Source organism: Micromonospora coxensis, from assembly GCF_900090295.1.
GTDB classification, from domain to species: Bacteria; Actinomycetota; Actinomycetes; order Mycobacteriales; family Micromonosporaceae; genus Micromonospora; species Micromonospora coxensis.
In genome coordinates, this window is record NZ_LT607753.1 from 3,510,938 (window position 1) to 3,525,248 (window position 14,311).

The following is a 14,311-nucleotide window of genomic DNA, read 5'->3' on the forward strand; positions in this document are numbered from 1 at the left end:
GCCCGATCAACTGAGGTGTCATCCACACGACCCCACCTTCCATGCCCGGTTCTCAGGAGCCGACCCGGTTCCACGTGAAACAAGCAGAGGTCCGGACCCACGGCGGAGCGACCACGGGGTAGGGCGTCGAATCCGCCCGGCAAGGGCCGACGGACCAACGACCCACCACGGTCAGGCCCGAAGCAGCAGCCGGAAATCCCGCTGCTCGCTGTGCGCGACCGCAGCCAATCCCGATCCCCCCGTCCCGAACGCCGCCCCGATCGTCGTTGCGGACGCAGCGACGCCCCTCCAGTACCGACCGGCCACCCCCGCGATCCTGCGAGCCGACCGCCGACACCCTGGTTCCACGTGAAACCGAGGCCCGATGGATCCGCCGCCCACTGGGCAACCTGATCGAGTCTCACGGAGCCACCCCTACCGCCGACGTCAACTCGCCTCGACCGCCGGCTACCGGATGAGCGGGATCGCCAGCCGCCGCGGGATCGGCAGCACGGGCCGCCGGGATCTACGCTGGGCCGCGATGAGCGAACCTTTCGTCCTGCGGTCGGAGCTCGGTACGCGCTGGGTGCTCCACGCCCCGCTGGACCCGTACGGGGACGGCTACGTCCTCATGCTCTCGACCGAGCTGTACGGCTACGGCATGGCCGCCGCCACCGTCGTCGAACTCGACGGCATCTTCGTCAACCCGCAGGCGGTCCGGCTGCCGGATTTCCTCACCGGGCTCGCCGTCGACTGGCGCGGGTGGGAGGGCGTCCGATACTGGGCGTCCGGTCAGCGACAGCTCGTCCTCGAAGCCACCCACGACGGCGCGTCCCACGTCTCGCTCGGGGTGACCCTGCGGGCGGCCGACACCGACCCGACCGTCGCGCCCTGGTCCGCCACAGTCGTCTTCGTCATCGAGGCGACCCGGGAACTGGCACGACTGGCCCGGCGGCTGACCGACTTCCTGGACGCCGAGCAGTAGCTCCCACGTCGACCCGAGACGCCCCGGCGCTGAGCGGTCCCGGCGACCCCCGCTGCTGCGAGCGAGACTCGGCCCACTCCGACCCCGTCGACCGCCGCCGACCCGGGGGAGACCGCGTCGGCGGGACGGGCTGACCGACGTGCTTCCCGGACTGGCCAACGCGGCGCGGGGAGGAGACCCGACAACCGGCGCCACGACACCTGGGGAGCGGCATCGACCGTCCCGGAGTCCGACGCTGACAGCGGTCGGGCGTTCGCGGGGCAGCAGCAGCCGGTGCCCGCCCGACGGGTACGACCGGATCGACCCGGCGGAGGAACCACCGCACCGCCCCAACCCGCTCCATGGACCGCGATGCGCGTGAGAGCGGCCGGTCGGACCTGACGCATCGCCCGGCCCCCTTCGACGCCTCCCGACTAGACGGATCAGCGATGCGGGCGACCGGGCCCGGAGCCGCGCCGGGCTCCGGCACCACCGCCGGCCGGTCCCGCTCCGAGGTGACCCCTTGGCCGAGCCACACACGCCGCCCGACGATCAGTGGGCCTCAGGGGAGCCGTGCACGTATCCCGCTGAGCGGGCCGCACGCATGACAACGGCCGTGCCTCCCGGTACGGGGAGAGGCACGGCCGTTCATGCCGTCAGAACGCCACTCAACCCTCTTCGGGCTCCTCCTGACCGACGCCGATGATGCCGACGATGCGCTCCAGGTCGTCCACCGTGGCGAACTCGATGGTGATCTTCCCCTTGCTCCGGCCGATGTCCACCTTGACCCGGGTGTCGAAGCGGTCGGAGAGTCGGTCGGCCAGGTCGGTGAGCGCGGGCGCGTGGGGCTTGGTCCGTCGCTTGGCGGCCGGGGTCTTGGCCGGCCCGTCCGAGAGGGCGAGGGCCACGATCTCCTCGGTCGCGCGTACGGAGAGGCCCTCGGCCACGATCCGCAACGCGAGTTGTTCCTGCGCCTCGGGCTCCTCCAGGCTCAGCAGCGCCCGGGCGTGACCGGCGGAGAGCACCCCGGCGGCGACCCGGCGCTGTACCTGGGCCGGGAGGTTCAACAGCCGGATGGTGTTGGAGATCTGCGGCCGGCTCCGGCCGATCCGCCGGGCCAACTCCTCGTGGGTGGCGCCGAACTCCTCCAGCAACTGCTGGTACGCGGCGGCCTCTTCGAGCGGGTTGAGGTTCGCCCGGTGGATGTTCTCCAGGAGCGCGTCCCGGAGCATCGCGTCGTCCCTGGTGTCCCGGACGATCGCGGGGATGTGCTCCCGGCCCACCGCCTGGGCGGCCCGCCACCGGCGCTCACCCATGACGAGTTCGTACTTCTCACCGTCGAGCGCGCGGACGACGATGGGCTGGAGGAAGCCGACCTCCCGGATCGAGGTCTTCAGCTCCTCCAGCGCCTCCTCGTCGAAGACCTGCCGCGGCTGCTTCGGGTTGGGCACGATCGCGTCGACCGGGATCTCGGCGAAGCGGGCCCCCGGCACCGGGCTCAGCTGCGGCTGCGGCTGCGGCTCGGGCATCGCGGGCGGGGCGGCGTGCACCGCCGGGGTCGCCTCGACCGGAGCCGCGGTCACCGTACGACCGGCGTCCGGCTCGGCCGGAGCGGCGACCGTGCCCGGTGCGTCCGCCACCGGACCGGTCGGGATCAGCGCCCCGAGTCCTCGACCCAGACCGCCACGGGGTCGGTTCTTCATGCGACGCCTCCCAGCGACTCGTCCGCACTACGCATTCCGGCTCACCGGCTCCTTGACGCCACGCTCGGCGATCTCCTGGGCGGCCTCGAAGTAGCTCGTCGCCCCCCGCGATCCGGGATCGTAGGTCATGACGGACTGGCCGTAGCTGGGTGCCTCGGAAACGCGGACGTTGCGGGGGATGACCGCCTGGAGCACCTTGTCGCCGAAGTGGTTGCGCACGTCCTGCTCCACCGCGTCGGCCAGCCGGGTACGCCGGTCGTACATGGTGAGCAGGATCGTGGACACCTCCAGCTTCGGGTTCAGGTGCTGACGAACCAGGTTGATGTTGTTGATGAGCTGGTTCAGCCCTTCGAGCGCGTAGTACTCGCACTGGATGGGGATCAGCACCTCCTGCGCGGCCACCAGGGCGTTGACCGTCAGCAGGCCGAGCGAGGGCGGGCAGTCGATGAAGACGTAGTCGAAGTGCCCCGGGTACGCGGCGATCGCCCGGGCCAGCCGGGACTCCCGGGCCACGACCGACACCAGCTCGATCTCCGCGCCGGCGAGGTCGATGGTGGCCGGTACGCACCAGAGGTTGGGGATGCCCTCGACCTCCTGCGCCACCTCCTCCAGCGGCACACTGTTGATCAGGCAGTCGTAGACGTCCGGCACACCGGTGTGGTGCGGGACGTTCAGCCCGGTCGAGGCGTTGCCCTGCGGGTCGAGGTCGACCACCAGGACCCGGTTGCCATGCAGGGCCAACGCCACCGCCAGGTTCACCGTGGTCGTGGTCTTACCCACGCCGCCCTTCTGGTTCGCGACGCACATCACCCGCGTCCGCTCGGGACGAGGCATGGTCACCTCGCCGCTCGGGTTAAGGATCTGCACGGCGCGCATCGCCTCCATAGCCAACGGTGGGTCATCCTCTTCGCGCGTCGGGGTTTCACGTGAAACGTACGCGGCACTGGCCGGGTCGGCGGAGACGACCCCGGACACCGGAGCCGGCGTGTCGGTGGTGACGGACACCGAGTCCGGCACCGTACCCGGGTGCGGCTGCTGCGGTACGGGCGGCGGGACGTTGCCGCCGACCGGGGGCTCGAACCGGGACGGCACTCCGGCGTTGCGCTGGACCGGGGCGGCCCGGCCGCTCGGGGCGTTCGACGGCCGGCCGTCCGGCGTGGACGGTGGCGGCACGTACGACTGGGGGGACGGGCGCGCCGCGCCGACGGCCGGCACGTCCCGCCGGACCACCGGGTCGCAGTCCGGCGGACGGACGGCAGGGCCGGGCTCACCGCCCGAGGGCCAGGACTGCTGCTCGGTTTCACGTGAAACAGGCTCCGCACCGGGGGGAAGGCCCTCGGAGCGACTCACCCGTGGATCGTCGTACCTGCCGTCGTCATGCACCTGTCATCCCTGCCCGCTCCGGATGGTCGGTCCGCACCCCGTCAACTGGCCGCACGCGCGCTCGCACCGCGGAGCGTCCGGCCCGGCGGGAGCGGTCGGGATTCGGTGCGCCCGGCGCCCGCCCGCTCCACACTATCGACGCGCGGCCAGCCTACGGGGGACGGGCGCGGCGGGTCCATCTCCGTTCTCATCGCCGGCCAGCGACGAGTCTCACTCCCGTCCACGACGATGCCGGACCACCGACGGGTCGGCGGCCCGGCCGGGCCCGAGGGTGGTGAGGTGGGATACCCAGGCGTCAGCGCGCCTTCTTGCGGCCACCGCGCGACCGCTTGGGCGCCTTCTTGGCCGCCGGAGGGCGGACCACCCGCTCCCGGACGACCTCCACCACGGTGGTGGCGGGGTCGATCACGCCCACACCGCACAGGTGCACCGTCGGCTCGCCGCCGCCGAGCCGCTCCACCGTGGCGGCGTGCTCGGCGATCTCGTCGGCGGCGGAGGACCCCTTGAGGGCGACCAGCCGCCCGCCGGGCACCGCCAGCGGCAGGCACCAGCCGGCGAGCCGGTCGAGCGGGGCGACCGCGCGGGCGGTGACGACGTCCGCGCTCAGCGGACCGACGCCGGTCTCGCCCGAGGCCGCCTCGTCGGCCCGTCCTCGGAACACCCGGACCATCTTCGCGAGCCCCAGGTGCTGGACCGCCTCGATCAGGAAGGAGGTGCGCCGGGCGAGCGGCTCGACCAGGGTCACCTGGAGGTCGGGACGGGCGATCGCCAGCACCAGGCCGGGCAGCCCGGCGCCGGAACCGACGTCGATCACCGTCGCACCCTCCGGGATCCGTTCCGCCACGGCGGCGCAGTTGAGCAGGTGCCGGTCCCAGATCCGGGGCGCCTCGCGCGGGCCGATCAGGCCGCGGACCACACCGTCGGTGGCGAGCAGTTCGGCGTACGCGGCAGCCAGGTCGAGCCGGTCGCCGAAGAGCGTCCGGGCGGCGTCGGCCAGCTCCACCGGGAGGACGGCGTCGGCCGGGGACGGCTCGGGGCGGACAGCCGACGGCCCGGGCGGCGTGCCACCCGGGCCGGTCACGGCGTCCGCCGTGTCGTCGTGGGTCACCCGGTCAGTCCGCCGGCCGGACGATGATGCGCCGGTTCGGCTCGACGCCCTCGGACTCGCTCTCCACGCCGCTCATGGCGTTGACCACGTCGTGCACGCACTTGCGCTCGAAGGCGGACATCGGCTCCAGCCGGACCGGCTCGCCGTGCTCCTTGACCTTCTCCACCGCGTTCTTGGCCACTGCGGCGAGCTCCTTGCGCCGGGTGGCGCGGTAGCCGCCGACGTCCAGCAGCAGCCGGCTCGGGGTGCCGGTCTGCCGGAACACCGCCAGCCGGGCCAGTTCCTGGAGCGCCTCCAGGGTGGCGCCGCGCTGGCCGACCAGGTTCTGCAGCCGGCCACCGACCACCTCGACCACCGGACGGCCACCGGAGACCAGCTCGTCGATGTCACCGTCGTAGTCGAGGATGTCGAGCAGTCCCTCGATGTAGTCGGCGGCGATCTCGCTCTGCGCGAAGAGTTCGCTCTCGCTGGCCGCCTTCTTCGAGGTGCCCGCCCCGGTCTCCGCGGCGTCGCCCTCACCCGTGGCGGCGGTCGGCTCGTTCACCTCGTCCACGGACTGCTCCGCACTGGGGATGCTGGTCTCGGTCACGGTCTCATCTCCGTACTCGCTCGGCCGGACCGTCGGGTCCGCTGGTTTCCCGGGGCGCCGGCGGGAGATGGCCGGTGCCCACGGGCACGTCTGTACGGGCAGTCTCGCCCGTGATCGCGCGGTGCGCGGCGGGTTCCGGCCCGGCGCCGGCCGTACGGCGGCTGCGCGGTACCGGAAGGCCGCCGTCGGGACGACCGACGGCGGCCCGGGTGGGTCAGCCCTGCCGCTTGGCGGGCCGGCTCCCCTTCTTCGGGTTGGTCGGCTTGGCGCCCGGCTTCGGCCCGGCGACCTTCGGCGCGGCCGGCTTGGCCGGGGCCTGCGCGGCCGGCTTCTTGCGGTTGAGGAAGCCACCGGTCTTGGCCGGCTGCACCGGGTTGCGGGCGGCCGTGGCACCGGGCTTGGTGTTGGTCACCAGCGGCGGGAACTTGCGCAGCACCCACTGCTGCTGGGCCAGGGTGAACAGGTTGTTGGTGACCCAGTAGATGATCACACCGATCGGGAAGATCGCGCCGGAGATCAGCAGCGACAGCGGGATGCCGTAGAGCATGAGTCGCTGGATCATCCGCTGCTGCGGGTCCTCCGCCCAGCCGGTCTTGAGGATCATCTGGCGGCTGGTCAGGTAGGTGGTGCCCATCATGACCAGGACCAGGATGCCGGCGATGACCTTGACGGTGGTGCCGTTGGCGCCGAGCCGGGAGAGTTCCTCGGCGGTGGAGCCGAACTTGCCGGCGATCGGGGCGGTGAAGATCGTGGCGCTGGAGGCGCTGTCGAACTGGCCGACCGTCCAGCCGTAGAGGGTCTTGCCGGCCTCGCTCTTGTCCGGGTTGAGCCGGCGCAGCACGTGGAAGAGGCCGAGGAAGACCGGGATCTGGAGGAACATCGGAAGGCAGCCCATGAGCGGGTTGGCCTTTTCCTTCCGATAGAGCTCCATCATCTCCTTCTGGAGCGTCTCCCGGTCACCCTTGTGCTTCTCCTGCAGCTCCTTGACCTTGGGCTGGAGCGCCTGCATCGCCCGCTGCGACTTGATCTGCTTGACGAAGACCGGGAACAGGATCACCCGGACGGTGACCACCAGGAAGACGATGGCCAGGATCCAGGCCCAGTTCGTACCGATGACCTCGCCGACCGGCACCCCGATGGCGTCCCAGGCCGAGTGCCAGGTCAGCAGGATCCACGAGATCGCGAAGTAGATCCAGTCGAGACTCAATTCTCAGGCTCCAGTCAGGTCGGCACGGCGGCGGCCGCCCGGCTCCGGCACCGGGTCATGTCCACCTGGGTGGAAGGGCTGGCAGCGCAACAGCCGCAGGACCGTCAGGCCGGCTCCCCGGAGCGCGCCGTGGCGGGCCACCGCCTCCAGGGCGTACGCACTGCACGACGGGTAGAACCGACAGCGGGCCGGCAGCGCCGGGCTTATCCAACGACGGTACGCGATGATGGGGCCACTCAGCATTCGGGCACCCCAGGTCGTGGGCCGCGCGGCGGCGGGTCGGTCGCTCACCGCGACCGCCGTCCCCGAGGCGCCCGCGCGGCGGCGACCGCCGCGTCCAGGTCGGCCCCGAGTCGTTGGTACGACGCCTCGGCCGCGGCGGGCAGCGCGCGTACCACCAGGGTGGTCCCCTCGGGCAACGTGGCGAGCCGCTCGCGGACCAGGTGCCGCAGCCGGCGCCGGACCTTGTTGCGGACCACGGCCGGGCCGACCGCCTTGGACACGACGAAGCCGGCGCGGGTCGTCACGGAGATCAACTCCGTGTCGTCGTCCCGCGCCGGCTCCGGCGAGGTTGTCGCGACGGGTTCGGTGGTCGGCAGACTCAGGTGTACGACGACGGCGCCACGGCCGGCCCGTCGGCCACCCCGGACCGCTGCGGCGAAGTCGGTGCTGCGCCGCAGTCGCTGTGCGGCCGCCAGCACGACTGCCCACGTCCCCCGGATCGGGCCCGGTCGGCTCAGGCCGACAGGCGGGCGCGACCCTTGGCGCGGCGGGTCGAGATGATGGCGCGGCCGGCACGGGTGCGCATGCGCAGCCGGAAGCCGTGGGTCTTCGCGCGCCGGCGGTTGTTCGGCTGGTAGGTGCGCTTGCTCACGTCAGGCTCTCCGTTTTCGTACGTCCACGGCGCGGGATCGCCGGGGTCGTGTGGTGGTCCAGGCCACCTCGGCGGTGGCCCCCGATCGGTGCTGCCCGGCGACGCGGGACCTCGACGGTGCGGGGATCCGACCGCGGACAGCAAGCACCCATCACCCTAGCAGAGGGCGACAGAGCAGCCGCTCCAGCCTACGCAGGGGGGCAATGACCGTCAAACACCCCACTCAGGGCCAGGAGCAGGGCGGGAAGGCGACCGAACCGGCGCTTTTCACTGATGCCGACAACCGGCGCCGGGCGGCGGCGGTTGATGGTCGCCCTTCGTCGCTGTTACCGTGCCCGATTGCGGTCATCGTCGGGTCCGGGTCGTCGCCGACGGGCAAGACCGGACAAGGCAGTGAATCGTTCGGCACGGTGAACCCGCTTCAACGCCCTCGAGGACATGGGGGCCACGGTCCGGCCCGCGTCCGGCGGACGGCACAATCGGTCGGTACACACAGGCTGTGGATAACTTGTGGATGCCGGTCGGTGATCCGCCCGGTGGAGTGCGGAACCACCCGCTCGAACGCGGTGGCGGGCCCGGAACGGTCGACTGGACCACAGCGGCGGCCGGGAGCAGAGGCGAGGGGGTGGCACGACGGTGGCCGGTACGACCGACCTTGCCGCGGTGTGGACCGCGGCGACGGACGAACTCGCCGACGAGATCATCTCCGCGCAGCAGCGCGCGTACCTGCGGCTCACCCGGCTGCGGGCGATCGTCGAGGACACCGCGCTGCTCTCCGTCCCGGACGCCTTCACCCGGGACGTGATCGAGTCCCGGCTGCGCCCGGCGATCACCGAGGCGCTGACCCGGCGACTGGGCCGGCCGATCCAGGTCGCGGTGACGGTACGGGTCGCCGAGGACGCCGCCGGCCGTCCCGCCGGCACCGTCTACCGCAGCGCGCCCGAGATCGAGCCCGAGGCTCCCGGGGACGACTTCGCCGCCGGACGGCAGCCCGCCTTCCCCGAGTCGCAGGGCACCTTCGTCGAGCCCGCCTACCCGGGGCAGGGCTATCCGGAGGAGCCGTACGGCGAGCGGCCGGCGCAGCCCGAGCCGTCGGTCGGGCCGGCGCACCAGGACGGACACCGTCCGGCGGGCCGGATCCCGGCGAGTCGGGACGGCGGCCAGGACACCCTCTTCGGCGCCGCCTTCGCCGAGCCGATGCGGGTGAGTCGCCCCACACCGGAGCGGCGCGGCTTCGAGGAGCGGTCCGCCCCGGACGGGCCGGGCGTCGACGGGCGCGGCTTCGAGCCGGCGTACCGCGGCGAGGCCCGCCCGCCCCGCGAGCTTCCCCGCGACGGGGGCACGGACAGCGGCCCCGGTCGGACCGGCGTCGACCGCCGCCCGGGTGGCGGGGTCGACCGGCGACCCGGCGGCGCGGAGAGCGGCGGCAACCGGCTCAACCCGAAGTACATGTTCGAGACGTTCGTCATCGGCTCGTCCAACCGGTTCGCGCACGCGGCGAGCGTCGCGGTGGCCGAGTCGCCGGCGAAGGCGTACAACCCGCTGTTCATCTACGGCAGCTCCGGGCTGGGCAAGACCCACCTGCTGCACGCCATCGGGCACTACGCCACCACGTTGGGCAACGCCCGCTCGGTCCGGTACGTCTCGACCGAGGAGTTCACCAACGACTTCATCAACTCGCTGCGCGACGACAAGACCAGTGCGTTCCAGCGCCGCTACCGCGACGTCGACATCCTCCTGATCGACGACATCCAGTTCCTGGAGAACCGCGAGCGGACGCAGGAGGAGTTCTTCCACACCTTCAACACCCTGCACAACGCCAACAAGCAGATCGTGATCACGTCCGACCGCTCGCCGAAGCAGCTGGCGACGCTGGAGGACCGGCTGCGGACCCGGTTCGAGTGGGGCCTGCTGGCCGACATCCAGCCGCCGGACCTGGAGACCCGGATCGCGATCCTGCAGAAGAAGGCGGCCCAGGAGCGACTCTTCGCCCCGCCGGACGTGCTGGAGTTCATCGCCTCCCGGGTGTCGAACTCGATCCGGGAACTGGAGGGGGCGCTGATCCGCGTCACCGCGTTCGCCAGCCTGACCCGCTCCAACGTCGAGCTGTCGCTGGCCGAGGAGGTGCTGCGGGACTTCATCCCGGACGGCGCCGGGCCGGAGATCACCGCCGACCAGATCATGGTCTCCACCGCCGACTACTTCGGCGTCAGCCTGGAGGACCTGCGCGGCCACTCCCGCTCCCGGGTACTGGTCAACGCCCGCCAGGTCGCCATGTACCTGTGTCGGGAGCTGACCGACCTGTCGCTGCCCCGGATCGGGCAGGCGTTCGGCGGTCGGGACCACACCACGGTGATGCACGCCGACCGCAAGATCCGTCAGCAGATGGCCGAGCGCCGCTCGCTGTACAACCAGATCGCCGAGCTGACCAACCGGATCAAGCAGAACACCTGAGCCGGCTTCCGGTCCGCCGCCGCGCGTCGGACGCGGCGCACCGGAACCGTCGTGGCGTACGTCACGCCCATCCCACCCGCAGCGCCCGGCCGAGCCACACCGGCCGGGCGCTCTGTCGTCCCTGTGCGCGATTGCGACTCGACCCTCGACCGGGTCGAGGGCCCAGGATCGGTGTCGTGTTCGTCCACAGGTCTGCCCGGTTGTCCACACCCCCTGTTCCACAGGCGGTGGAAAACCACGCTCCGTCCCGGCCCGGTTACCCACAGACTGTGGACAAACCCTGGGGACGACGTTGTGGACGCCTGTGCACGACGGCGTCGTCGTCCACCGACGACGGTCGACCTGTGGGCGGCCTGTTGAAGGTTCTGGGGACAACCTCGGCCGGAGCCGCCGGCGGTGTCCACAGCACTGGGGAGAAACCCGGTGGATTACCGGTGGACAACCGGTGGACAACCGTGGACAACTCCGGGGAACGCGCGACCTGTGGATCCACACCCGGGTTTACCCCCGGGTCATCCACAGCCAAACCACCGGTGGATAACCTGTCTGAGCTGCGCAGACGCGGGTTCTCCACAGTTTGCACAGGTGCGATGAAGACGATGAGTTATCTCTTCAAAAGAATCAAAAACCAATCATCACCGTTGGACTTCCTGTGGATCGGGCCGGAACGCCGCCGTCGGCGGTCGCCCCGGCACCTGGATCCACGGGGTCGGGCGCACAGCCGATGCCCACGCGCCCTAAGGTGCGATGGGTACCCGCACGGTCGGGCGGGACGGTGGGCAGCGGTCGGCATGAGAGAGTTGTCGCTGACGTCGACGCGGAGGCATTGATGAAGTTCCGAGTGGAGCGCGACGCGCTCGCCGAAGCGGTGGCGTGGACCGCCAAGAGCCTGCCCAACCGGCCGTCCGTACCGGTGCTCGCCGGGGTGATGCTCCGGGTCACCGACGGCAACCTGCAGGTCTCCGGCTTCGACTACGAGGTCTCCAGCCAGGTGACCGTCGAGGTGCAGGGGGACGCCGACGGCGCCGCCCTCGTCTCCGGCCGCCTGCTCGCCGAGATCACCAAGGCGCTGCCGGCCAAGCCGGTGGACATCGCCGCGGTCGGCGCCCATCTGGAGCTGGTCTGTGGCAGCGCGCGGTTCACCCTGCCCACCATGCCGGTGGAGGACTACCCGACCCTGCCGGAGATGCCGGAGAGCACCGGCACCGTCGACGCGGCCGCCTTCGCCGCCGCCGTCGCCCAGGTCGCCGTGGCGGCCGGCCGGGACGAGACGCTGCCGATGATGACCGGCGTACGGATCGAACTCTCCGGCGGCACGCTGGCCATGCTCGCCACCGACCGCTACCGGCTCGCCCTGCGCGAGATGGAGTGGAACCCGGACGACCCGGAGATCAGCATCAACGCGCTCGTGCCGGCGCGCACCCTGCACGACACCGCCAAGGCGCTCGGCCCGCTCGGCGGCCAGGTCGTCATGGCGCTCTCCCAGGGCTCCGCCGGTGAGGGCATGATCGGTTTCGCGGGCGGCACCCGGCGTACCACCAGCCGGCTGCTCGACGGGGCGAACTACCCGCCGGTGCGCTCGCTCTTCCCGGCCACCCACAACGCCGAGGCCCGGGTGCCGGTCAGCACGCTCATCGAGGTCGTCAAGCGCGTCGCGCTGGTCGCCGAGCGGACCACCCCGGTGCTGCTGAGCTTCAGCTCCGACGGGCTGGTGGTCGAGGCCGGCGGCACCGAGGAGGCGCGGGCCAGCGAGGCGATGGAGGCCACCTTCACCGGTGAGCCGCTGACCATCGGCTTCAACCCGCAGTACCTGATCGACGGCCTGGCCAACCTCGGCGCCCAGTTCGCGCAGCTGGCGTTCGTCGACGCCTTCAAGCCCGCGGTGATTTCCCCCGCCGGCGAGGATGGCGAGGTCGTCCCGGGGTACCGGTACCTCATCATGCCGATCCGCGTCTCCCGCTGATCGCAGCCCCGCACGACCACACGCACGGAGGTAGGAGCAGATGCAGCTCGGCCTGGTAGGACTCGGCCGGATGGGCGGCAACATGCGCGAGCGGTTGCGCGCCGCCGGGCACGAGGTGGTCGGCTTCGACCGCAACGCGGAGCTGAGCGACGTCGCCGGCCTCGCCGAGCTGGCCGGGAAGCTGGAGTCGCCGCGCGCCGTCTGGGTGATGGTCCCGGCCGGGGTCACCGACGCCACCATCGACGAGCTCGCCGGCGTGCTGGGCGAGGGCGACATCATCATCGACGGCGGCAACTCGCGGTTCAGCGACGACGCCCCGCGCGCCGAGCGCCTCGCCGAGCAGGGCATCGGCTACGTCGACGTGGGCGTCTCCGGCGGCGTCTGGGGCAAGCAGAACGGGTACGGCCTGATGGTCGGCGGCGCGCAGGAGCACGTCGACCGGCTCATGCCGATCTTCGAGGCGCTCAAGCCGGCGGGCGAGTTCGGCTTCGTGCACGCCGGCCCGGTCGGCGCCGGCCACTACGCCAAGATGGTGCACAACGGCATCGAGTACGGCCTGATGCACGCCTATGCCGAGGGCTTCGAGCTGCTCTCCAAGTCGGAGATCGTCACCAACGTGCCGGGCGTCTTCAAGTCCTGGCGCGAGGGCACCGTGGTCCGCTCCTGGCTGCTCGACCTGCTCGACCGCGCGCTCGACGAGGACCCGGAGCTGGCCGAGCTGAGCGGCTACACCGAGGACACCGGCGAGGGCCGCTGGACGGTCGACGAGGCGGTCCGGCTTGCCGTGCCGTTGAACGTCATCACCGCCTCGCTCTTCGCCCGGTTCGCCTCGCGGCAGGACGACTCGCCCGCGATGAAGGCCGTCGCCGCGCTGCGCCAGCAGTTCGGCGGGCACGCCGTGCGTAAGCGCTGAGCGGTATCCACAGCCTGTGTACGTCCGCCGGCTCGAACTGGTCGACTTCCGCTCGTACGAGCGGGTCGGCGTCGACCTGGAGCCGGGGCCGAACGTCCTGACCGGCGCCAACGGCGTCGGCAAGACGAACCTGGTCGAGGCGCTCGGCTACCTGGCGACCCTGGACTCGCACCGGGTCGCCACGGACGCCCCGCTGGTCCGGATGGGCGCCGGCTCGGCGGTGATCCGTTGCGCGGTGGTGCACGACGGCCGGGAACTGCTGATCGAGCTGGAGATCGTCCCGGGCAAGGCCAACCGGGCCCGGCTGGGACGCTCACCGGCCCGCCGGGCCCGGGACGTGGTCGGCGCGCTGCGGCTGGTGCTCTTCGCCCCGGAGGACCTGGAACTGGTCCGGGGCGACCCGGCCGAGCGCCGCCGCTACCTGGACGACCTGCTGGTGCTCCGGCAGCCCCGGTACGCCGGGGTGCGCGCCGACTACGACCGGGTGGTCAAGCAGCGCAACGCTCTGCTCCGGACGGCGTACCTGGCCCGCAAGACGGGCGGGTCGCGGGGCGGGGACCTGTCGACCCTGGCCGTCTGGGACACCCACCTGGCGCGGCACGGCGCGGAGCTGCTGGCCGGCCGGTTGGAGCTGGTCGCCGCGCTGGCCCCGCACGTGGCCAAGGCGTACGACGCGGTGGCGGCCGGCAAGGGCGCGGCGGGGATCGCGTACCGGCCGTCGGTGGAGCTGACCGAGCCGACCACCGACCGGGCGGTGCTCGCCGAGGCGCTGACCGCCGCGCTGGCGGAGTCCCGGTCGGCCGAGATCGAGCGGGGCACCACGCTGGTCGGCCCGCACCGCGACGAGTTGAGTCTCACCCTCGGGCCGCTGCCCGCCAAGGGGTACGCCAGCCACGGCGAGTCCTGGTCGTACGCGCTGGCCCTGCGACTGGCCGGGTACGACCTGCTGCGCGCCGACGGCATCGAGCCGGTGTTGGTGCTCGACGACGTCTTCGCCGAGCTGGACGCCGGTCGGCGGGAGCGGCTGGCGGAGCTGGTGGGCGGGGCCGGTCAGCTCCTGGTCACCTGCGCCGTCGACGACGACGTGCCGGCGGCCCTGCGCGGGGCCCGGTACGCGGTGGGCGAGGGGACGGTACGCCGTGTCGACTGAACCGGGGCGCGACAGCGCGGGGGA

The 14,311-nt window shown here is 72.1% G+C and carries 13 protein-coding genes; 5 read left to right on the top strand and 8 right to left on the bottom strand.

All coding sequences use genetic code 11. The features are described 5' to 3' along the window. Positions 1 to 520 precede the first annotated feature (520 nt). Positions 521 to 964, top strand: coding sequence for a DUF6228 family protein (locus tag GA0070614_RS15870; RefSeq protein WP_157745012.1), 444 nt, complete (start codon positions 521 to 523; stop codon positions 962 to 964). Positions 965 to 1,611: 647 nt separating this feature from the next. On the opposite strand, the gene GA0070614_RS15875 is transcribed toward GA0070614_RS15870, so the two are convergent. From GA0070614_RS15875 to rpmH, 8 genes are all read right to left on the bottom strand, one after another. Further along, complete coding sequence (locus GA0070614_RS15875; protein ID WP_088976692.1) at positions 1,612 to 2,646, bottom strand: ParB/RepB/Spo0J family partition protein; 1,035 nt, start codon at positions 2,644 to 2,646, stop codon at positions 1,612 to 1,614. Positions 2,647 to 2,673: 27 nt separating this feature from the next. Then, the gene (locus GA0070614_RS30245; protein ID WP_088976693.1) at positions 2,674 to 4,029 is read right to left on the bottom strand and encodes a ParA family protein; all 1,356 of its coding nucleotides are present in this window, start codon (positions 4,027 to 4,029) and stop codon (positions 2,674 to 2,676) included. Between the two features lie 295 nt (positions 4,030 to 4,324). Then, positions 4,325 to 5,110 (bottom strand): 16S rRNA (guanine(527)-N(7))-methyltransferase RsmG, encoded by a 786-nt coding sequence (gene rsmG, locus GA0070614_RS15885; protein WP_408630773.1) that lies wholly within the window; start codon positions 5,108 to 5,110, stop codon positions 4,325 to 4,327. A gap of 31 nt (positions 5,111 to 5,141) precedes the next feature. Then, on the bottom strand, positions 5,142 to 5,726 hold the full coding sequence (locus GA0070614_RS15890; RefSeq protein ID WP_088976695.1) for a Jag family protein: 585 nt from the start codon (positions 5,724 to 5,726) through the stop codon (positions 5,142 to 5,144). Between the two features lie 214 nt (positions 5,727 to 5,940). Beyond that, positions 5,941 to 6,933, bottom strand: a complete 993-nt coding sequence (gene yidC, locus GA0070614_RS15895; RefSeq protein ID WP_088976696.1) for a membrane protein insertase YidC — start codon at positions 6,931 to 6,933, stop codon at positions 5,941 to 5,943. Positions 6,934 to 6,936: 3 nt separating this feature from the next. Further along, positions 6,937 to 7,176, bottom strand: coding sequence for a membrane protein insertion efficiency factor YidD (gene yidD, locus GA0070614_RS15900; protein ID WP_231933298.1), 240 nt, complete (start codon positions 7,174 to 7,176; stop codon positions 6,937 to 6,939). 44 nt (positions 7,177 to 7,220) lie between these two features. Beyond that, complete coding sequence (rnpA, locus tag GA0070614_RS15905) at positions 7,221 to 7,634, bottom strand: ribonuclease P protein component (RefSeq protein ID WP_088976698.1); 414 nt, start codon at positions 7,632 to 7,634, stop codon at positions 7,221 to 7,223. A gap of 35 nt (positions 7,635 to 7,669) precedes the next feature. Next, a complete protein-coding gene (gene rpmH, locus GA0070614_RS15910; protein ID WP_013736606.1) occupies positions 7,670 to 7,807 on the bottom strand; it encodes a 50S ribosomal protein L34 in 138 nt (45 codons plus the stop codon). A gap of 663 nt (positions 7,808 to 8,470) precedes the next feature. Here rpmH and dnaA point away from each other — a divergent pair. The 4 genes from dnaA (at position 8,471) to recF (ending at position 14,287) form a co-directional block, all read left to right on the top strand. Beyond that, positions 8,471 to 10,261 (top strand): chromosomal replication initiator protein DnaA, encoded by a 1,791-nt coding sequence (dnaA, locus tag GA0070614_RS15915; RefSeq protein ID WP_231933700.1) that lies wholly within the window; start codon positions 8,471 to 8,473, stop codon positions 10,259 to 10,261. Positions 10,262 to 11,090: 829 nt separating this feature from the next. Next, a complete protein-coding gene (dnaN, locus tag GA0070614_RS15920) occupies positions 11,091 to 12,224 on the top strand; it encodes a DNA polymerase III subunit beta (protein ID WP_088976700.1) in 1,134 nt (377 codons plus the stop codon). Positions 12,225 to 12,264: 40 nt separating this feature from the next. Next, a complete protein-coding gene (gnd, locus tag GA0070614_RS15925) occupies positions 12,265 to 13,137 on the top strand; it encodes a phosphogluconate dehydrogenase (NAD(+)-dependent, decarboxylating) (protein WP_088976701.1) in 873 nt (290 codons plus the stop codon). Positions 13,138 to 13,153: 16 nt separating this feature from the next. Further along, positions 13,154 to 14,287 carry a DNA replication/repair protein RecF gene (recF, locus tag GA0070614_RS15930; protein ID WP_088976702.1) on the top strand — a complete coding sequence of 378 codons (1,134 nt, stop codon included), beginning with the start codon at positions 13,154 to 13,156 and terminating at the stop codon, positions 14,285 to 14,287. Positions 14,288 to 14,311: the final 24 nt, after the last annotated feature.

What these genes read in the sequence shown, in the direction of transcription:
- GA0070614_RS15870 (WP_157745012.1), top strand. Translation starts at nt 521, where the DNA reads ATGAGCGAACCTTTCGTCCTGCGGTCGGAGCTCGGTACGCGCTGGGTG.
- GA0070614_RS15875 (WP_088976692.1), bottom strand. Translation starts at nt 2,646, where the DNA reads ATGAAGAACCGACCCCGTGGCGGTCTGGGTCGAGGACTCGGGGCGCTG.
- yidD (WP_231933298.1), bottom strand. Translation starts at nt 7,176, where the DNA reads ATGCTGAGTGGCCCCATCATCGCGTACCGTCGTTGGATAAGCCCGGCG.
- dnaN (WP_088976700.1), top strand. Translation starts at nt 11,091, where the DNA reads ATGAAGTTCCGAGTGGAGCGCGACGCGCTCGCCGAAGCGGTGGCGTGG.
- gnd (WP_088976701.1), top strand. Translation starts at nt 12,265, where the DNA reads ATGCAGCTCGGCCTGGTAGGACTCGGCCGGATGGGCGGCAACATGCGC.